This is a genomic window from Caballeronia sp. BCC1704 (genome assembly GCF_902833455.1).
Taxonomy (GTDB): Bacteria; Pseudomonadota; Gammaproteobacteria; order Burkholderiales; family Burkholderiaceae; genus Caballeronia.
Map to the genome: position 1 here is coordinate 1,476,395 of NZ_CADFFT010000001.1, position 18,508 is coordinate 1,494,902.

21 protein-coding genes and 1 tRNA gene are annotated in these 18,508 nt (G+C 65.5%); 15 read left to right on the plus strand and 7 right to left on the minus strand.

Annotated elements, in window-relative coordinates:
* Window positions 1–9 precede the first annotated feature (9 nt).
* Complete coding sequence (locus HWX53_RS06835; RefSeq protein WP_175940025.1) at window positions 10–246, minus strand: hypothetical protein; 237 nt, start codon at window positions 244–246, stop codon at window positions 10–12.
* A 128-nt stretch (window positions 247–374) separates the two neighbouring features.
* Here HWX53_RS06835 and HWX53_RS06840 point away from each other — a divergent pair, with 128 nt between their 5' ends.
* Window positions 375–620, plus strand: a complete 246-nt coding sequence (locus HWX53_RS06840; RefSeq protein WP_175940026.1) for a hypothetical protein — start codon at window positions 375–377, stop codon at window positions 618–620.
* 35 nt (window positions 621–655) lie between these two features.
* Here HWX53_RS06840 and HWX53_RS06845 read toward each other — a convergent pair whose 3' ends face one another.
* Entirely contained in the window at window positions 656–1,183 is a 528-nt protein-coding gene (locus tag HWX53_RS06845) for a PRC-barrel domain-containing protein (protein WP_175940027.1), read from the minus strand.
* Between the two features lie 173 nt (window positions 1,184–1,356).
* On the opposite strand from HWX53_RS06845, the gene HWX53_RS06850 reads away from it, so the two are divergent.
* On the plus strand, window positions 1,357–2,049 hold the full coding sequence (locus tag HWX53_RS06850; protein WP_175940028.1) for a ribonuclease HI family protein: 693 nt from the start codon (window positions 1,357–1,359) through the stop codon (window positions 2,047–2,049).
* A gap of 3 nt (window positions 2,050–2,052) precedes the next feature.
* On the opposite strand, the gene HWX53_RS06855 is transcribed toward HWX53_RS06850, so the two are convergent.
* Window positions 2,053–2,796: an SDR family oxidoreductase gene (locus HWX53_RS06855; protein ID WP_175940029.1), complete on the minus strand. Its 744-nt coding sequence runs from the start codon at window positions 2,794–2,796 to the stop codon at window positions 2,053–2,055.
* 204 nt (window positions 2,797–3,000) lie between these two features.
* Here HWX53_RS06855 and HWX53_RS06860 point away from each other — a divergent pair, with 204 nt between their 5' ends.
* From HWX53_RS06860 to HWX53_RS06875, 4 genes are all read left to right on the plus strand, one after another.
* Window positions 3,001–4,179 carry a porin gene (locus tag HWX53_RS06860; RefSeq protein WP_175940030.1) on the plus strand — a complete coding sequence of 393 codons (1,179 nt, stop codon included), beginning with the start codon at window positions 3,001–3,003 and terminating at the stop codon, window positions 4,177–4,179.
* Window positions 4,180–4,225: 46 nt separating this feature from the next.
* Window positions 4,226–4,852 carry a LysE family translocator gene (locus HWX53_RS06865; protein ID WP_175940031.1) on the plus strand — a complete coding sequence of 209 codons (627 nt, stop codon included), beginning with the start codon at window positions 4,226–4,228 and terminating at the stop codon, window positions 4,850–4,852.
* Window positions 4,853–5,099: 247 nt separating this feature from the next.
* Window positions 5,100–6,626: an oligopeptide:H+ symporter gene (locus tag HWX53_RS06870; RefSeq protein ID WP_175940032.1), complete on the plus strand. Its 1,527-nt coding sequence runs from the start codon at window positions 5,100–5,102 to the stop codon at window positions 6,624–6,626.
* 55 nt (window positions 6,627–6,681) lie between these two features.
* A tRNA-Met gene (locus tag HWX53_RS06875) sits at window positions 6,682–6,758 on the plus strand.
* 468 nt (window positions 6,759–7,226) lie between these two features.
* Here HWX53_RS06875 and rpsU read toward each other — a convergent pair.
* The 4 genes from rpsU to HWX53_RS06895 all read right to left on the minus strand — a co-directional run bounded on the left by rpsU (window position 7,227) and on the right by HWX53_RS06895 (window position 9,095).
* The gene (gene rpsU, locus HWX53_RS06880) at window positions 7,227–7,439 is read right to left on the minus strand and encodes a 30S ribosomal protein S21 (RefSeq protein WP_006999077.1); all 213 of its coding nucleotides are present in this window, start codon (window positions 7,437–7,439) and stop codon (window positions 7,227–7,229) included.
* Window positions 7,440–7,614: 175 nt separating this feature from the next.
* A complete protein-coding gene (locus HWX53_RS06885) occupies window positions 7,615–7,923 on the minus strand; it encodes a 2Fe-2S iron-sulfur cluster-binding protein (protein WP_175940638.1) in 309 nt (102 codons plus the stop codon).
* Between the two features lie 20 nt (window positions 7,924–7,943).
* Entirely contained in the window at window positions 7,944–8,537 is a 594-nt protein-coding gene (locus HWX53_RS06890) for a YigZ family protein (protein WP_175940033.1), read from the minus strand.
* Window positions 8,538–8,567: 30 nt separating this feature from the next.
* A complete protein-coding gene (locus HWX53_RS06895; RefSeq protein WP_175940034.1) occupies window positions 8,568–9,095 on the minus strand; it encodes a GNAT family N-acetyltransferase in 528 nt (175 codons plus the stop codon).
* A 333-nt stretch (window positions 9,096–9,428) separates the two neighbouring features.
* On the opposite strand from HWX53_RS06895, the gene HWX53_RS06900 reads away from it, so the two are divergent.
* The 9 genes from HWX53_RS06900 to astA all read left to right on the plus strand — a co-directional run bounded on the left by HWX53_RS06900 (window position 9,429) and on the right by astA (window position 18,499).
* Window positions 9,429–11,015, plus strand: coding sequence for an EAL domain-containing protein (locus HWX53_RS06900; RefSeq protein WP_175940035.1), 1,587 nt, complete (start codon window positions 9,429–9,431; stop codon window positions 11,013–11,015).
* A gap of 45 nt (window positions 11,016–11,060) precedes the next feature.
* Window positions 11,061–11,459, plus strand: coding sequence for a hypothetical protein (locus HWX53_RS06905; protein WP_175940036.1), 399 nt, complete (start codon window positions 11,061–11,063; stop codon window positions 11,457–11,459).
* A 270-nt stretch (window positions 11,460–11,729) separates the two neighbouring features.
* On the plus strand, window positions 11,730–12,419 hold the full coding sequence (gene hisQ / locus HWX53_RS06910) for a histidine ABC transporter permease HisQ (RefSeq protein WP_175940037.1): 690 nt from the start codon (window positions 11,730–11,732) through the stop codon (window positions 12,417–12,419).
* 10 nt (window positions 12,420–12,429) lie between these two features.
* Window positions 12,430–13,143 (plus strand): ABC transporter permease, encoded by a 714-nt coding sequence (locus HWX53_RS06915; protein ID WP_175940038.1) that lies wholly within the window; start codon window positions 12,430–12,432, stop codon window positions 13,141–13,143.
* A gap of 33 nt (window positions 13,144–13,176) precedes the next feature.
* The gene (locus HWX53_RS06920) at window positions 13,177–13,992 is read left to right on the plus strand and encodes an ABC transporter ATP-binding protein (protein WP_175940039.1); all 816 of its coding nucleotides are present in this window, start codon (window positions 13,177–13,179) and stop codon (window positions 13,990–13,992) included.
* 70 nt (window positions 13,993–14,062) lie between these two features.
* On the plus strand, window positions 14,063–15,031 hold the full coding sequence (locus HWX53_RS06925) for a GlxA family transcriptional regulator (protein WP_244140051.1): 969 nt from the start codon (window positions 14,063–14,065) through the stop codon (window positions 15,029–15,031).
* Between the two features lie 132 nt (window positions 15,032–15,163).
* The gene (locus tag HWX53_RS06930) at window positions 15,164–16,393 is read left to right on the plus strand and encodes an aspartate aminotransferase family protein (RefSeq protein ID WP_175940041.1); all 1,230 of its coding nucleotides are present in this window, start codon (window positions 15,164–15,166) and stop codon (window positions 16,391–16,393) included.
* 34 nt (window positions 16,394–16,427) lie between these two features.
* Window positions 16,428–17,474, plus strand: coding sequence for an arginine/ornithine succinyltransferase subunit alpha (aruF, locus tag HWX53_RS06935; protein ID WP_175940042.1), 1,047 nt, complete (start codon window positions 16,428–16,430; stop codon window positions 17,472–17,474).
* Window positions 17,471–18,499, plus strand: coding sequence for an arginine N-succinyltransferase (gene astA, locus HWX53_RS06940; RefSeq protein ID WP_175940043.1), 1,029 nt, complete (start codon window positions 17,471–17,473; stop codon window positions 18,497–18,499). Before aruF ends, astA begins: the two co-directional genes overlap by 4 nt.
* Window positions 18,500–18,508: the final 9 nt, after the last annotated feature.

Consider the following 18,508-nt stretch of genomic DNA (forward strand, 5'->3'; position numbering starts at 1 on the left):
CTCGCGCCGTCAGGCGTCTCTCCGCTCGTCTCCGGCGGCGTACGGAACGCGAGTCTGCGAAATGTAGCTGCTGAGCCCGCGACCGGCGCGGGCGCGCCGCTTCATTTGCTCGACGTGCGCGCGGCCCGACTCGCGGTAGTTGTAGAGATACGTCCGCCCGTCGGCGAAGCGCACGCGAATGCCGTCGCGCAGAATCTCGTAAGCCGACACGCCGGAATTGCCCGCAACGTTCCGATAGGGCTGCATAAGCGTTTTCTCCGCACGTTCTCGCCGCAGGGCGGGCGGCAAGGATTTAATCAAAGCCGGTACTAAAGAATTTCCGGTTCCGGCCGATATCGTTGTTATGTGTCAGCGGCCGGGGCCAGAAGGGTGTCATGGATAAAGATCAATTGCCGTTTCTCGATTCAAACGATCCGCATTTCCAGCACGCGCGCGCGCTGAGTCTGTCCGTCGGCGCGATCCGTCGCGCGCAGGGCAAGTGCAGCCCGAACGACTTCCCGGTCGGCTCGCTCGAATGGCACTTTGCGGTGGAAGAGTTCGCAACCGATGTCCTGCGCGTGCTCATGGGCGACGACGCGCAAGACGTCGACTTGCCGCTCGGCGAGCGTCCGCTCGACTGATTGCCGCTCACGCGCGCCGTCCGGCGCGCGCTTCGCTACAGCTTCACGCCGCCGGCTTCCGGCGCGTCGACGCCGCCGGGCGGGATCGCGCCCGTGTCGGTGACGTCGTTTGTGCTCGGCGCGCCGGGCCCGCTGGACCCGCTCGACCAGTAGGGCTCGCGCCCATAGTGCTGATGCACCGAGCTCGCCCAGACGGGATCGGCCATCGACGGCCACGCGTCCTTGTCGAATCCCGGCGAATTGCGCACCTGGTCGGCCGTCGCCGCGAGGCGGAAGCAGCGGTTGTCCGTGTCGAGCGTCAGCGCGCTCCAAGGCACGGCCAGCAGCTTGTCCCCGATGCCGAGAAAGCCGCCACTCGACAGCACCGCGTACGCCACGCGGCCGCTCGTTACATCCAGCATGATTTCCTTGAGCGAGCCGACGTCGTGCCCGTCGCTGCTCAGCACCGCGTTGCCATCCAGGGTGCTCGCCGCCATGACGTCGGGGCCGGGACCCGCGGCCGTCGCGGCGCCCTTGCCGATGATCTTTGCACCACCGGACGATTCCTCCATCGGTCGGTTCATGATCTGCTCCTTGGCGTTTGCTTGATGTTCAGGCGTGTGTCTGGCTGACCGTTCATCGTTGCCCGGTTTGCTGCGTCGATTCTTGTTCGGGCTCCTCTCGATAAGCAATTCCCGCGCCCGTGCGCCCGCCGCGTTCTGCTAAGCTGCGGGCTCGTTCATCCTTCGTGCCGCCCATGATCGAATTCGAGGAACTGCTCGCCGTCGCCTACAAGAGGGAACGTCTGGAAAGCCGCCGGCTCGTGAAGAGCGCGGCCTTTTCCGAGCACGCGGCGCTCGTGAAGACGCTGACGAAGGCAGCGGGCACGCAGTCCTTGAGAGAATTGGTCGATGCGCGTCGCGCCGCGCACGCGCGAGCCGCCGACGCGCTGCTCCTGCGCAGGCTGGCGCGCGCGAACCGTCCGACGCGGCCGCATTCCTCCGCGCCGCGACCGGACGATGCCAGCGCGTGGACAGGCTGGTTCGACGGTTCCGCGCTGCCGAATCCGGGGCGCATCGGTATCGGCGCGGTGCTCAAGAGTCCGGAAGGCCAGACGCTGCAAATCAGCGCGACGGCCGGACACGGCGACAGCAGCGTGGCCGAATATCTCGCGCTGACTGCGCTCCTCGAAGCGGCGCAGCGCGAAGGCGCCGCCAATTTGACGATCTATGGCGACAGCCGCGTCGTCATCGACGACGTTCAGGCCGGCGAAGCGGAGGGCATCCGCTCGCTCGCGGATCACGCGGCGCGCGTGCGGAAGCTCATCGCGCAAATCGGCAAAGTTCGCCTGCAATGGATTCCGCGCGCCCGCAACGCGCACGCGGACCGGCTGTCGCGCGAGGCGCTCGCCGTCGCCGATGCGCCCGCGTGCGCCGTGTCGGCGGCCTGACGGTCAGCCGAGTTCGCGGATATCCGCGGTCGGCGTGCTGCCGAAGGCATCGCTCAGCAGGAAATCGACGAGCTTGCTTGCCGACTGCTCGGGCGTCGCTAGCTGGCCCTCGCGCTTAAGCGTATCGAAGCGCTCCCGCAGAGGGAAACGCTCGAGCGCGGTGCCGCGAATCTCGGCTTGCATGTCCGTATCGACGACGCCCGGCGCGACGCTGCAAATGCGCAAGCCGCCGTTGTCGTCGAGCGCGACCGCCCGCGCGTGATGGTCGAGCGCGGCCTTCGTCGCGCAGTAGATGCTCCAGCCGGGATACGCGTTGCGCGCCGCGCCGCTCGAAATATGGGCGACGCGCCGGTCCGCCACGTGCGCGCTCGCGGCGGCGAAGGCAGCGGCCAGCATCAGCGGGGCCGCGACATTCACGCTGACTGCGCGCGCGACCGCGCCCGCATCCTGATCCGCGAGCGGCCCGACGGGCGCGAGCATCCCCGCATTGTTGACGAGCAGCACGCGATCGGCGCGGGCCAGAAAGCGCCCGAGCGCGCCGTCCGCGAGCCAGGCGCCGAGCGCGGGCAGATCGGCGAGATCCAGCTCGGCTTCGTGCAGCCGGCCGGGATAGCGCGCCGCCAGCGCCGCATTGCGTTTGCGCGAGATCGCGAGAATCTCGGCGTCGCGGGAGAGCAGGGCGTCGGCGAGCGCCGCGCCGAGGCCGCGCGTGTGGCCGGTAACGATCGCGAGAGTGGTCTGTGGCATGGAGAGGTCCGTTTGCATGAAAGGAGCCGATGTCTTCCGATTCTAGCGGCGCTCGCCTCAATAGCGCCGAAATGCCGGATTGGAAAGGGGCTCGCGCTCATCCGTTGGTAATGAGTCACATCTGCGCGACGGGCGCTTTTTTACCTGACAAGATGCGCTGCAGAATCGACAATCGTCAGCCGCGAAACGATCTGGAGTTCTTCTATGCCCATCCGTCCAACCGCGCGCAAGGCCGCGCCGTCCGTCAGCCGTGCCCGGCGCACAGCATCTCCCGCAGCCGCCCGCCCGAACTTCGCGGCAGCGCTCGCGGCCTGCATCGGATTCATCGGCGTGCCCGGCGCGGCCTGGGCGCAAAGCTCAGTGCAGCTCTATGGCGAACTGGACGCCGGCCTCGCGTATGTCAGCAATGTCGGCGGGCATTCGCAGTACCGGCTGACGACCGGCACCATCGACGGCAGCTATTGGGGGCTGCAAGGCAGCGAAGATCTGGGCGGCGGCGCGCGGGCGATCTTCCGGCTCGAACGCGGCTACGCGGTGTCGACGGGGCAGGGGCTCAACGATCACCCGATGTACGTCGGCCTCGGCACCGACGCGCTCGGCACCCTCACGTTCGGCCGTCAGTACGACTCCATCCACGACTATTTCGCGCCCTTCACGCTGACGGGCGGCACGGGCGGCACGGCCTTCGCGCATGTGCTCGACAACGACAACGCGAACAACTCGTTCCTCGCGGCCAACTCCGTCAAATACACGAGCGCGACGTACGGCGGCTTCAGCTTCGGCGGCTTGTACGCGTTCTCGAACGCGGCGGGCGGGTTCGCGAATAACCGCGCGTACAGCGTCGGTGCCAACTACACGCTCGATTCGTTCAGCGCCGGGGCGGCCTATCTGCACAACGACGGACGCGGCAACACGACCGGCGGCGCGTACGACGTGCTCGCGCTGCCCGGCAACGCGCCGGGCGCCGTCATCGCGGCCAACGTGCAGCGGCAGAACACCTTCGGCGTCGCGATGAGCTACGGCATCGGCGACTTCCAGCTTGCCGGCGCGTTCTCCCGCTCGATCAATTCCGGCGTGAACGACGCGGATACCGGCGCCGCGCTGCCCTCGCTCGCGCTCAATAACTACGAGATCAACGGCATCTACAAGCTGACGCCCGCGATCCTGCTCGCCGGCATGTACGTGTACACGAACGGCGGGGGTGCGCACTGGCATGAAGGCGCGTTGCAGGTGGATTATCTGTTGGGCAAGCGCACGGACGTCTATGTCGAGTCCATCTATCAGCGCGCGTCGTCGGACGCGCCGGCTGTCATCAACACGAACGATCCTTCGAGCGGCCGCAATCAGTTGATGTTCACGACCGGCATTCGCCACCGCTTCTGAATCTGGTAATTTGGCGGGATCGGTTGCTCGCCTCGAAGGGTGTCTCATGTCCATTCAGACGTTCTCGTTGTTCGTGCCCGCGTGTTTCGCCATCAACATGGCGTTCGGCCCGAACAACATGCTTTCGCTTTCTAACGGCGCGCGTCGGGGCGTGCGCATGTCGGTGCTCGCGTCGTTCGGACGGCTCGCCGCGTTTGCCGTCATGATCGCGATTGCCGGCTTGGGACTCGGCGCGTTGCTGCTCGCGTCGGAGACGCTTTTCACGGCGATCAAGCTCGTGGGCGCGGCTTACCTCGTGTGGATCGGCATCAAGCTGATCCGCTCGGGACCGCAAACCGTCACCGCCGAGGAGGGCGCGGGCGCTGCCGGACTCGCGCGGCTCACGAAGCAGGAGTTTCTCGTCGCCGCGGGCAATCCGAAAGCGATTCTCGTCTTCACTGCCTTCTTTCCGCAATTCGTCGACCGCAGCGCGTATGCGACGAGCTTCGCGATTCTCGGCGCGATATTCCTGTTGTTCGAGCTTGTCGCGATCGTCATTTACGCAGCGCTCGGCGCGCGACTCGGTTCGCTTTCGCGCGGCGCTCGCGGTTTCAGGTGGTTCAATCGCGTGAGCGGCGCGTTGATGATCGGCTTCGGCGTAATGCTGGCGCTGGTGCGCCGTCCGGCGGCCTGAGAACGCGCCTCGTCCGCGCACCGGGACGTTTGTCATTTTTCTTTTCACGATTTTCTCCAATCGCGCGTTTGAAAGCTCGGCGACTTGATTCGGAATAAGTCGTTGCGGCTTATGCACGCCTTCTCAAGCAGCGATAAGCGATAATCACGTGCTTTTCCTCAGTCGTCGTCTGTTTAGGACGAGTTCGTTTCAATCTTTACGCGTTTTCGAAGGCGTCGTACCGCTTCTGTGGTTGAAGGAATTTCCCATGAATAATCAATCGCCCGCCGCGTCGCAGACGCGCGCGTTTGCGACCGTCTTTCTAATCGAAATGTGGGAGCGTTTCGGTTATTACGGCATGGCCGCGCTACTCGTGCTGTTCATGATCGATAAAGTCGGTTTCGCCGACGATTACGCCAATCTCACATGGGGCGCATTTTCCGCGCTCGTGTTCTCGGCGCCGTCGATCGGCGGCTGGATCGGCGACAAGGTGCTCGGCGCCCGCCGCACGATGACCTTCGGCGCGATCGTGCTGTCGCTCGGTTATTTGATGCTCGCGCTGCCCTACGACGCGCTCGGCTTCATGTATGCGTCGCTCGGCGTGATCGTGGTGGGCAACGGGCTCTTCAAGTCGAACGCGGCGAATCTCGTGCGCCGCATCTACGAAGGCGACGAAGCGCGCATCGACAGTGCCTTTACGATTTACTACATGGCGGTGAATATCGGATCGACGTTTTCGATGCTCGCGACGCCGTGGATCAAGGACCACTGGGGCTGGCACGCGGCGTTCGCCGTATGCTGCGGCGGCATGGTGCTCGGTCTCGTGAATTCCGCGCTGACGCGCCGCACGCTTGCGCATGTGGGTTCCGCACCGGACGACCAGCCGATGCGCTGGGGCCGCTTTGTCGCGGTCGCGGCCGGCGGTGCCGTGCTCGCGGCGGCGACGGTGTTCATCCTCCAGCATCAGACGGTGGCGAGGGTTTGCGTCTGGGCCGCCGCGCTCGGCATTCTCGCGATCTTTGGCTATATGCTCGTGCGCTGCGACCGCTGCGAGCGGGCCGGCCTCTGGGCGGCGCTCATTTTGACGCTGCAGGTCATCTTGTTCTTCGTGTTCTATCAGCAGATGTCGACGTCGCTCACGCTGTTCGCGCTGCGCAATGTTGATCCTGCTTTCTCGGTTGCCGGCGTGCATCTCTTCACGTGGAGCGCAGCGCAGTTCCAGGCGCTGAACCCGATCTGGATCATGATTCTGAGTCCGCTGCTCGCCGTTGCTTATGCGGCACTCGCGCGGCGCGGCCGCGACGTGTCGGTGGCTGCCAAGTATGCGTTCGGCTTCGTGGTGGTCGCGGTGGGCTTCTTCGTGTTCGGGCTGAGCGGACGCTACGCGGTGGAGGGCCGTGTGTCGTCGTGGTTCATGGTGGCGGGCTACGGCCTCTATTCGCTGGGTGAATTGCTGGTGTCCGGCCTCGGCCTCGCGATGATCGCGCGCTACGTGCCGGCCCGCATGAGCGGGTTCATGATGGGCGCGTATTTCGTGGCGACAGGCGTGTCGCAGTATCTCGGCACTGTCGTGGCGAATGTCGCGCGCATGCCGCCGGGCCATCTCGATCCGCTTCAGTCCTTGCCTCTGTACACGCATCTTTTCGTGTCGCTCGGCTGGCTGGCGACGGGCGGGGCGGCGATCGCGCTCGTGTTGTTGCCGCTGCTCGGCAGACTGTCGCTGGCGCATCATCGCGCGGCAGGCTCGGGTGCGAGCGCCGATGCGGAGCGCATGACGCCCGTTTCTGCGTCTTGAGCGAAACACTGTTTGACGACGCGGAGCGGTTCAGTCTATAATCTAAGTCTTCAGACGCGGGGTGGAGCAGTCTGGCAGCTCGTCGGGCTCATAACCCGAAGGTCGTAGGTTCAAATCCTACCCCCGCAACCAGAATTCAAAATCGCGTTTCCGGCGGCCGTTGTAACACGCCGCTTGGAGACGTTGTCTCAGTGGCGCAAGCGCCGATCTAATATTCTCTCCTCGACGCATCGGAACAACGCAGTTGCGTTGCTTGTTCTCCGTCCATCGTCAAACTCTCTATGCTCCTGTTCGGTCGCTAGGCGAGTGCGTTCGTCGTCGGCTCGACTTACTTGGTTCGCCTGAAGCCCTCGCTCAGCGCGGACCACCCCAAACACGAAAAGCCTGCATGAGCACCAACTCATGCAGGCTTTTTGCGAATCCTTTGGCCGTCGTCCGACCAGGCGCACGCGCAAGACGTGCTATCAGCGAGCTTTCGCGTCCGGCGTTTTGACCGCCGCTTCCGCGAAACCGCGACCCGTTCGAATTCAGACCGCCGACCCACCACGCAATCCGAAAGACGAGGGCGTCACACCCGCCGTCGATGGCTTCGCGCAGCGATCAATAAAACTTCTTCGGCAGTTGCGCGCGGCGGATTTGCTTGCGAAGACGAGCAACAGCAGCAGCTTTCTTGCGCTTGCGCTCGGTCGTCGGCTTTTCGTACGCCATGCGCGACTTGAGTTCTTGAATCAGGCCCGTACGCTCGACGGTACGGCGAAAACGTCGCATGGCGACGTCGAAAGGCTCATTCTCTTTCAACAGTACTTTAGTCATTGAAATCTCGGTTGATCTGGCCCTGCCAGAATTTGGGGCAAAGCGCAATTGTACACTTTCTGAGAGGCGCGCTGCATCCTCTTTGCACGAGATTCTGTGCGGCGCGGCTCGGGATTCACATCGTAGGTTGTTGAATCGAGACGACAAATCCTGAATAACCCGGCCTCGTGTTGGCTCAGAAGCCGCGGGAACGGCGCGGACGGTCTTCGAGCTCGCGCGGTCCCGCGTCCGGCTGGTGGATAGTCACGTCCGAGCGCGCGAGCGCCACGCACGGCAGAATCCAGCCGTCCGCCTTTTCCTCCGCCGTGAGCCCCGGCCACTCGATGCGATAGTCCACTTCGCCCGATTCCAGCCGGCACATGCATGTCCGGCACGTCCCGTTGCGGCACGAGCGGGGCAGCGACAGCCCCGCGCGCCATGCCGCGTCGAGCAGGGTTTCGCCCGGCTGCACCTCGACGACATCGCCGCGCGGCGCGACGGTCATCGCGAAGACGCGCGGCTCGCTCACGTGCGCACCTCGACGTTCGCGCGTCCGTGCGTGAGATCGCGCAGCTCGGCGGCCGCCGATTCGCGCGCGGCGGCGGCCATGCGCACGACGAGCCGCACCGTCATGCCGTACGCGCTGTCGACCAGCTCGGCTTCATGCTGCTCGATCCAGCGGCGCACACGCGCTTCGTCGGCGTAGTCGATCTCGACGGCGAGCAGGCCACGCTCGATGCGCTCGACGCGCTCGGCCGACTGCATCGCGGTCGCGATGGCGTCGGTGTACGCGCGCACGAGCCCGCCCGCGCCCAGCTTGATGCCGCCGTAGTAGCGCACGACCGCCGCCAGCACGCCGTCCACTTCGTGATGCCGCAGCACTTCGAGAATCGGGCGGCCCGCGGTGCCGGAAGGCTCGCCGTCGTCGGACATGCCCGACTGCCCGCCCGCCAGCAGCGCCCAGCAGACGTGCGTGGCCGTCGGATGCTCGGCGCGCAGGCGGTCCAGTTCCTGCATGGCGGCATCGCGGTCGGATACCGGAATGGCGAGCGCGATGAAGCGGCTCTTGCGCACGTCGATTTCGGCGCTGACGGGAGAGGCGAGCGTATAAGTGGGCAAGGCGGCAGCGTCTACTAGAACAGAGTGGATTCAGACCGAGGCGCGAAGCGGGCGCTGCATGAGCACGGTATCGACCCATCGGCCGAGCTTGAAGCCGACGTCGCGCAACACGCCGACATGCTCGAAGCCGAGCCGCGCATGCAGCGCGATGGACCCGGCGTTGCCGCTGTTGCCGATCACCGCGATCATCTGCCGCCACGGGCCGCGCTCGCATCGCTCGACGAGCGCCGAAAGCAACGCGAGCCCGATGCCGCGTCCGCCGAGGCCGTCGGCGACATAGACGGAATCTTCGATCGTATGCCGGTACGCCGAGCGCGCGCGATACGTCGAGGCATACGCGTAACCCGCGACCTCGCCGTCGAGTTCCGCGACGAGATAGGGCAGGCCCGCCGCGACCGCCGCCGCGTGACGCGCGCGCATTTCGTCGGCTGTCGGCGGCGCTTCCTCGAACGTCGCCAGCGCGTGGAGCACATAGTGCGCATAGATGCGCGCGATGGCGTCGAAGTCGCCGGACGCGGCGTCGCGAATGATGGGCGCAGGCGCGCGGCTCGATGTCATGGCGGTTTCTCGGATGGCGGTCGGAGCAGCCCACACCGGCGGGCTGTGCAGCCGGGATTTTCGCACGCCGCGCCGGGACCGGAAAATCGCTTGTGGCCGTGCGCCAGCCCACTCAATGCGCGACTTTCTGGCTAAATAAGCGTTGAGTCGCGCGCTGGCCGCCCTCTACACTAAGGCGCCTGTCGACCGAGCCGGCGCATGCGCCTCGTGCGGCGTCCCTGTCCGCGCTTCCAGTGCAGCCGTCGCAAAGCAGGCACGTCAGCGCGATCAGCCCACGCGGCGCGGCAACGCGCCCCGAGCGTCCCTGCCTTGCGGCGCACGACCACAATACGAATGAACAAACTTCAACGCGGGGCGCTGGCGGCGCTCCTGATCGTCGTCGTGATGATCGCGGCGCTCGCGCCGGCGGGGATCGGCTTGACGCTCGCCGCGCGCAGCGAACGGCAGGCGCGCGTCGAGCGGCTCGGCAAGCTGGCCGATGCCACGCTCCTTCGCGCGGAAGACTTGACGCGGCGTCTGTCGGGCGCGCTGGGCGACATCGGCAACGTCAGCGACGCGCCGTGCTCCACGAGCTATCTTCGGGCGCTGCGCCACATCACGCTCACGAATGCGCCGCTGCGCGATGCGGGCGCCTACGACCGCGACGGCCGGTGGCAATGCTCGTCGTCGCTCGGCGCGGTGTCGGCGGGCGCGTCGGACGGTCTCGCATTGCCGCCGCCCGACTGGCGTTCTCGCGATGGCGTAAGCGCGTGGTACGGCATGGCGCGACTGCCCGGAGGCAAAGATTCGCTCGTGATGGGGCGCGGCGGCGTCTACATTGCCGCGGATCCGTCGCTCTACGTCGACGGCATCGACGCGAACATAGAGCGCGCGGGCGATGTCGCCGTCATCAACACCGAGGCGCGGCGCGTAATCGCCGGCACGCCCGCCACGGATGCATCCGCGGTCCTCGCCGTCTATCGCAGTTCGCCGTCGCTGCTGGATTGCGCGTCGGTGGCCGTGCGCCGCTCGGCGACGATGCCGCTCGCGGTCGTCGTCAGCACGCCGCGCGAGACGTGGCGCACGCGCGCGCGCTCGCTGCCGTGGGAGTGGCTGCTCGCCGGGATCGCGACGGGCGTGCTGTGCGCGGGCTGGGCCGCCTATGTCATCGTGCGCAGGCTCTCGCCGCGCGGTCAGTTGCGCGACGCCGTGCGCCGCCACCAGTTCATCGTCGCTTATCAGCCGATCGTCGATCTCGCGACGCGCCAATGCGTCGGCGCGGAAGCGCTCGTGCGCTGGAAGCATCACGACCGCATCGTGCGGCCGGACCATTTCATTCCGCTCGCCGAGCATCGCGGGCTCATTCAGGCGATCACCGATCAGGTGCTGGACACCGTTCTGCTAGAACTGGGCGACTTTCTCAGGCGCTACGCCGACTATTACATCTCCGTGAACGTGTCCGCGCCGGACCTGACGACGCATCGTTTTCTCGGCGTGATCGGTCCCGCGCTCGCGCGACAAGGCATCCGGCCGCAGCAGATCCGCATCGAGGCCACCGAGCGCGGGTTTCTCGACGCCGACGCGGCAAAAGAGGTCATCAGCGCGTTCCGGGCGGCGGGCCACGCCGTCTATCTGGACGACTTCGGCACTGGTTATTCCAGCCTGTCGCACTTGCAGACGTTTCGCGTGGACGGCCTGAAGATCGACAAGTCGTTCGTCGATACGGTCGGGCAGGACGCCGCGTCGAGCAGCGTCGCTTCGCATATCATCGAGATGGCCGCGACGCTCGGCGTGCAGGTGATCGCCGAAGGCATCGAGCGCGAAGAGCAGGCGGCGTATCTCCACGCGCGCGGCGCGCAGTTCGGGCAAGGCTGGCTCTTTTCGCCGCCGCTCACGGCCGCCGAATTCATCCGCTACGCGGGCGCGACACGCGCTCGTTGAGCCGCATCATCGAGCCGCATCTTTAAGCCCCAACCGGACGCCTTCATGGACGATCAAACCGCCGTTTCCTTTCTCCGCGATGTTCGGCATCCGCTGCTCGCGCTGCATCGCGCGGTGCTCGCGCACCTGCGCCATGCGCACGAGGGCGAGTTCGGGCCGGTGTCGCCGGGCGAATTCCTGCAGATCGTGATCAACGGCAGCGCGTATCGCTGGCTCTCGCCGCTGTCGACGCTGATCGCCGCCCTGGACGACGTCCTCGACGACGACGAAGCCACGCCGGATGCGCGCCTCGGGCATGCGAAAGCGGTCATCGGCATGTTCCGCGCCGAAACGCGCGATCCCGCCTTCGCCGAACGCTTTCTGCCGCTTCTGCAAGAGAGCCCGGAGATCGCGGTCGCCAAGGGCCATGTCGTGCAGGTCGTGCGGGGCGTGTCGGCGGGCTGACGCCGCCGCGTTTTCCGCTATCGAAAAAGCGACGCAAAAGCACGAATTCCGCACGTCGCGCCCATGCGGGTTTTCACGGCTGTCGCGCGTCACCGACGTTGCGGCGCGGGCTCATGAACCGCGCGCCGCGCCCGCGTACCGGATGCTGCATCGCAGCAAGCCGACGCCGCTTCTTTGAGCGATTATTTTTCGCTTGCGACTATCCGCGCCAATCCGGGAGGCGCGCGTCGGCAAGACGGTCGCCTCCGTTAGACGAAACAGGAGGCGCTCATGTCGCTGTACGGCTTCGGCCCGCTGCTCTGGGCGGGCGCAAAGGAAACGCTCGCGCTCGCGCTGCTTTCGCTCGCGGTGTCGGTGTTGCTCGGACTGGTCGGCGCGTCGGCGAAGCTCTCGCGGCACGGACTCTTGCGCGGCATCGCGACCGCTTACACGACGCTCATCCGCTCCGTGCCCGATCTCGTGTTGATGCTGCTGCTCTTTTACAGCATCCAGATCGCGATCAACCACGTTACCGATGCGTTCGGCTGGGATCAGTTCGATATTGATCCGTTCACGGCGGGCGTGCTCACGCTCGGCTTCATCTACGGCGCGTATTTCACCGAGACGTTTCGCGGCGCGTTTCTCGCGGTGCCGCGCGGCCAGCTCGAAGCAGGCAGCGCGTACGGCATGAGCGGCATGCGCGTGTTCGGCCGCATTCTGTTTCCGCAGATGATGCGTTTCGCGCTGCCCGGTATCGGCAACAACTGGCAAGTGCTCGTGAAGGCGACGGCGCTCGTGTCGATCATCGGCCTCGCGGATGTGGTGAAGGCCGCGCAGGACGCGGGCAAGAGCACGTTCAACATGTTCTTCTTCATTCTGATCGCCGCGCTCATCTATCTCGCCATCACCACGGCGTCGAACTTCGTGCTGATGGCGCTGGAACAACGCTATTCGACGGGCGTGCGCCACGCCGATCTTTGAGGACGAGACCATGATGTCGATCTTCGCCGAATACTGGCGTCCGTTTCTGTATTCCGACGGCATGCGCGCGTCGGGCCTCGTCGTGACGCTGTGGCTGCTCGCGGCGTCCATTGCCATCGGCTTCTGCGCGGCCGTGCCGCTCGCGTGCGCCCGGGTCTCGAAGCGCCGCTGGCTCTCGACGCCCGTGCGCCTCTACACGTACGTGTTTCGCGGCACGCCGCTCTACGTGCAACTGCTGCTGCTCTACACGGGCATGTACAGCCTGGAATTCGTGCGCACGCATTCCTTGCTCGAAGCGTTCTTTCGCAGCGGCTTCAACTGCGCGGTGCTCGCGTTCGCGCTGAACACTTGCGCCTACACGAACGAGATCTTCGCCGGCGCGATCCGCGCGATTCCGCACGGCGAAGTGGAAGCCGCGCGCGCCTACGGCATGGGCACCTTCACAATGTATCGCCGCGTGATCCTGCCGTCCGCGCTGCGCCGCGCCTTGCCTTTGTACAGCAACGAAGTGATCCTGATGCTGCACGCGACCACCGTCGCGTTCACGGCGACGGTGCCGGACATCCTGAAGGTCGCGCGCGATGCGAATTCGGCCACCTATGAATCGTTCGGCTCGTTCGGCATCGCGGCGCTTCTGTATCTGGCGATTTCGTTCGCGCTCGTCGCGGCGTTTCGACGCGCGGAGCGGCGCTGGCTCGCGTACCTGAGCCCGTCGCGCGCCTGACGAGCGGTAAAATTCCAAGCCGTGCGGAGAATCATGTCATCACCCGAGGAGATTGCGTTGGAGCCGAAAGCCAAAGACGTCGCGACGAAGCTCGTCGCCGAGGACATCCACAAACGCTACGGCGACAACGAAGTGCTGAAGGGCGTGTCGCTCGCGGCGCGCGCGGGCGATGTCATCAGCATCATCGGCGCGAGCGGCTCGGGCAAGAGCACGTTCCTGCGCTGCATCAACTTCCTGGAGAAGCCGAACGCGGGGCAGATCGTCGTGGATGGCGAAGCCGTGCGCACGAAGACCGACCGAAACGGCAATCTCGAAGTCGCCGATCACAAGCAGCTCCAGCGCGTGCGCACGAAGCTCGCGATGGTCTTTCAGCACTTCAATCTGTGGTCGCACATGACGGCCATCGAGAATGTGATGGAAGCGCCCATTCACGTGCTCGGCATCTCGAAGAAGGAAGCCGAGGACCGCGCGCGCGAGTATCTGGAGAAAGTCGGCCTGCCGCCGCGCGTGGAAAAGCAGTATCCGTCGCATCTGTCGGGCGGGCAGCAGCAGCGCGTCGCGATTGCACGCGCGCTCGCCATGCATCCGGACGTCATGCTCTTCGACGAACCCACGTCCGCGCTCGACCCCGAACTCGTCGGCGAAGTGCTCAAGGTCATGCAGCGGCTTGCCGAAGAAGGCCGCACGATGATCGTCGTGACGCATGAAATGGGTTTCGCGCGCAACGTGTCGAATCACGTCATGTTTCTGCACCAAGGACGCACGGAAGAAGAAGGCGCGCCGTCCGAGGTGTTGAGCGCGCCGAAGAGCGAGCGCCTGAAGCAGTTCCTGTCGGGCAGTCTCAAGTAACGTGGCGAGCGCTTCGGGCCCGGCGCGCGGGCCGCTGCAAGTGGCGATCGTGGCGCTGCCGCCGGTATCGATGAGCGGCATCGCGCCGATCATCGACAGTCTCACGCTCGCCAACGAAATCGACGGGCATCGTCTCTACGACTGGCGCGTTTGTTCGTGGGACGGCCGTCCGGTGCCGCTTTCGGGCGGCGCGCAGCTTCCCGCCGATTGCGCCTTCAACGACGCCGTTCATTGCGACTGGCTGATCGTCCTCTCCGAACGCTATCAGCAGTTCGCCGATTACCGGCTCTTTCTCGCGAGCCTCGCGCGCGTCGCGCCGCGTACGCCGCTCGTCTCCGGCATTCATCACGGCGTCTGGTGGCTCGCAATGGCCGGACAACTCGCGCAGTATCGCGTGGCCGTGAACTGGGAGACGTACCAGCAGTTCACCGAGCAGTTCGAGCGCGCGATCGTCTCTCAGCAGATCTTCGCGATCGACCGAGACCGCGCCACATGCTCCGGCGGTCAGGCGAGCATCGACTTCATGCTCGCGATGATCGCCCGCGATCACGGGCAGGATCTGGCGGAGCGCATCGCGGATTCGCTGGGCGTCGGCGCGTTGCGCGCGGGCACCGAGCGGCAGCGCATACCGTTCGTGACCGCGCCGGGCGAGCGGCATCCGCGCCTGAACGACGCGCTGCAACTCATGGAAGCGAATATCGAAGACCCGCTGTCCACCGATGACATCGCGAATCTCGTCGGCATCTCGCGCAGGCAACTGGAGCGGCTCTTCCGTCAGTATCTCGGCGCGATGCCCTCGAAGTATTACCTCAATCTGCGCCTGACGAAGGCGCGCACGCAATTGCAGCGCACGAGCAAGTCCGTGGTGCAGATCAGTCTCGCGTGCGGTTTTTCATCGGCGGCGCATTTCTCGAATGCGTACCGCGACCGCTTCGGCGTGACGCCGCGCGAGGAGCGGCGCAACTGGATCGAAAAGCAGCGCGGCGCGCTCGACGAACCGCGCGGCGGGGCGTTGATCGAGCCGCCCGAGTCTCGTTGAAGCGACGCACTGAAGGCGAGCGTGAAAGCGCATGAAAGCATGTCGCGAACGCGCAAGACGGAACGCACGCAAGCGCCTAATATCGAAAGCATTGCAATACGACTGCAGCAAGAACCCGTAGAGGAGTGGCACATGACCGACATCAATGTGAATCGCGGTACGTTCGACGAAGTAATGGTTCCGGTGTTTTCGCCCGCCAATTTCGTGCCGGACAGAGGCCGCGGCTCGCGCGTATGGGACACCGAAGGCCGCGATTACATCGACTTCGCCGGCGGCATCGCGGTAACGGCGTTGGGCCACGCGCATCCCGAACTGCTCAAGGTGCTGCACGAGCAGGGCGAGAAGCTCTGGCACATCGGCAACGGCTATACGAACGCGCCGGTATTGCGTCTCGCGAAACGCCTGACGGACCTGACTTTCGCGGATCGCGCGTTCTTCGCGAACTCGGGTGCCGAGGCGAACGAAGCGGCGCTGAAGCTCGCGCGCCGTTATGCCATCGACAAGTTCGGTCCCGAGAAGATCGAGATCATCTCGTTCACGCAGTCGTTCCATGGCCGCACGTTCTTCACGGTCAGCGTCGGCGGCCAGCCGAAGTACGCGGAAGGTTTCGGGCCGCAGCCGCAGGGCATCCGCCATCTGCCGTATAACGATCTCGCGCAGGCGCTCGCAGCCATCGGCGACAAGACGTGCGCGGTGATCGTCGAGCCGGTGCAGGGCGAAGGCGGCGTGCTGCCCGCCGATCCCGCGTTCCTGAAGGGCTTGCGCGAAGCCTGCGACAAGCACGGCGCTTTGATGATTTTCGACGAAGTGCAGACGGGCGTCGGCCGCACGGGCACCTTCTACGCGTACATGCAATACGGCGTGACGCCCGACATTCTCACGACCGCCAAGGCGCTCGGCAACGGCTTTCCCATCGGCGCGATGCTGACCACCGATGAGATCGCGCAGCACTTCAAGGTCGGCGTTCACGGCACGACATACGGCGGCAATCCACTCGGCGCGTCCATCGCGGAGAAGGTCGTCGAACTGATCAGCGATCCGAAATTGCTGGAAGGCGTCGGCGCGCGCAGCGAAGCGATCAAGGCGCATCTTGCGCGTATCAACGAGCGTTTCGGCCTCTTCAAAGAGATTCGCGGCCGCGGTCTTTTGATCGGCGCGGAACTCGCCGACGCCTACAAGGACCGCGCGAAGGACGTGCTGAACGCGGCGGCGGCCAACGGCGTCATCATGCTGATCGCCGGGCCGAACGTGCTGCGCTTCGCGCCGTCGCTCATCATGCCGATGGCCGACCTCGACGAAGGCTTCGCGCGCATCGAGCAGGCGATCGAGCAGGTCGTGGGCGCGACGGCCGTCGCACGCTGATTCATCGTTGATCACCGCTTTACAGGAAACGGCGATGCTATTCGTTCGTCCGGCAAGACTCTCCGATCTCGACGAGCTCGAGCGCATGGCGCGCTCGGCCGCACCTGTGCTGCACTCGTTGCCGCGCGACCGGCGCGCGCTGGAAACGCGCGTCGCGCTCTCCGAAGATTCGTTCCGCGCCGAAGTCGACTTTCCGGGCGAGGAGTTCTATCTCTTCGTGCTGGAAGACGCGCAGAGCGGCAAGCTCTACGGCACGTCGAGCATCGTCGCGTCAGCGGGCTATTCCGAGCCGTTCTACACGTTTCGCAACGACGCGCTGATCCACGCATCGCGCGAACTCAAGGTGAACCGCAAGATTCACGCGCTCACCATGTCGCACGAACTGACGGGAAAAAGCCGGCTCACGGGCTTTTACATCGATCCGTCGCTGCGCACGCACGAGGGCGAAGCCACCGCGCATCTGCTTTCGCGCGCCCGCATGATGTACATCGCGGCGAACCGCAAGCGGTTTTCGAGCGAAGTGTTCTCGCTGATGCTCGGCGTCACCGATGACGCGGGCGTGTCGCCGTTCTGGGAAGCCGTCGGCCGCAAGTTCTTCGGGCGCGACTTCGAGCAGGTGGAACTGGAGTCGGGCGGGCGCAGCCGGACGTTCATCGCGGAAGTCATGCCGACGTATCCGCTCTACGTGCCGCTTCTGCCCGGCGAGGCGCAGCGCGTGCTCGGCGAGCCGAACGCGAGCACGCTGCTCGCCTACGACATTCATCTCGAAGAAGGCTTCGAGCCGGATCGTTTCGTCGATATCTTCGACGCCGGCCCGGTGCTGACCCTCGCCGTGGACAAGAGCGCATCCGCGAGCTCGGGCGAACTGCGCGCGGTGCGCGAAGGCACGGACACGAAAGGCGCGGCGTATCTCGTCGCGGCGGGCGGGGCGCACGAGTTCCGCTGCATCGTCGCGGAACTGACAGGCACGCGCTCGGACGGCGCGGCATTGAGCGCCGATGCGTGCGGCGCGCTCGGCGTCGCGGAAAAAGACACGGTGCGCTGCGTGCCGCTGCATCAAGCCTCGGGAGAATTGCAATGATCGTCGTGCGCTGCGTGCAGCCGGGAGATGTCGACGCGCTCGTCGCGCTGGCGCTGGAAACGGGCCCGGGGCTCACCACGTTCAAGCCGGATCGCGCCGCGCTGGCGTCACGCGTCGAACGGGCGCGGCGCACGCTCGCGGGCGAGGCCGAGCCGTTCGAAGCCGGCTACTTCTTCGTGATGGAAGACACCGCCACGGGCGATGTCGCGGGCGTGTGCGGCATCGAAACGGAAGTCGGGCTGGAGCAGCCGTTCTACAACTATCGCGTGTCGACGGTCGTGCATGCGAGCAAGGACATGGGCGTGTGGACGCGCATGTCGCTGCTCAACATCTCGCACGATCTCACGGGCTACTCGGAAGTCTGCTCGCTGTTCCTGAGCCCGCGTTATCGCACGGCAGGCGTGGGCGGGTTGCTGTCGCGCTCGCGGTTCATGTTCATCGCACAGTTTCGGGGACGCTTTCCGCAGCGGCTGTGCGCGGAGTTGCGCGGCCATTTCGACGAAAACGGCGAATCGCCGTTCTGGAACGCGGTCGGCTCGCACTTCTATCAGATCGACTTCAACGAAGCCGATTACTTGAGCTCGCACGGCAAGAAGTCGTTCCTCGCGGAACTGATGCCGCGCTATCCGGTGTATCTGGACTTGCTGCCGGAGTCCGCGCAGCAGACGGTCGGCGTCACGCACCGCGACACCGCGCCCGCGCGCAAGATGCTCGAAGCCGAAGGCCTGCGTTACGAGAACCACGTCGATATTTTCGATGCCGGTCCGGTGCTCGAATGCCACATCGCGGACTTGCGCACGGTGCGCGAAAGCGTGCTGGCGACCGTGCGCATCGGCGAGCGCGACGACGCGCAGAGCGATGCAAAGAGCCTCGTGTCGAACACCTCGCTCGACGACTTCCGCTGCGGCGCAACCACCGGCGCGGTCGACGACGGCACGTTCCTGCTGACCGCCGACGAAGCCGCCGCCTTGCGCGTGAAGAACGGCGACACCGTGCGCGTGCTGACATCGCCGCGCGCGAAATAACTGAGAGAC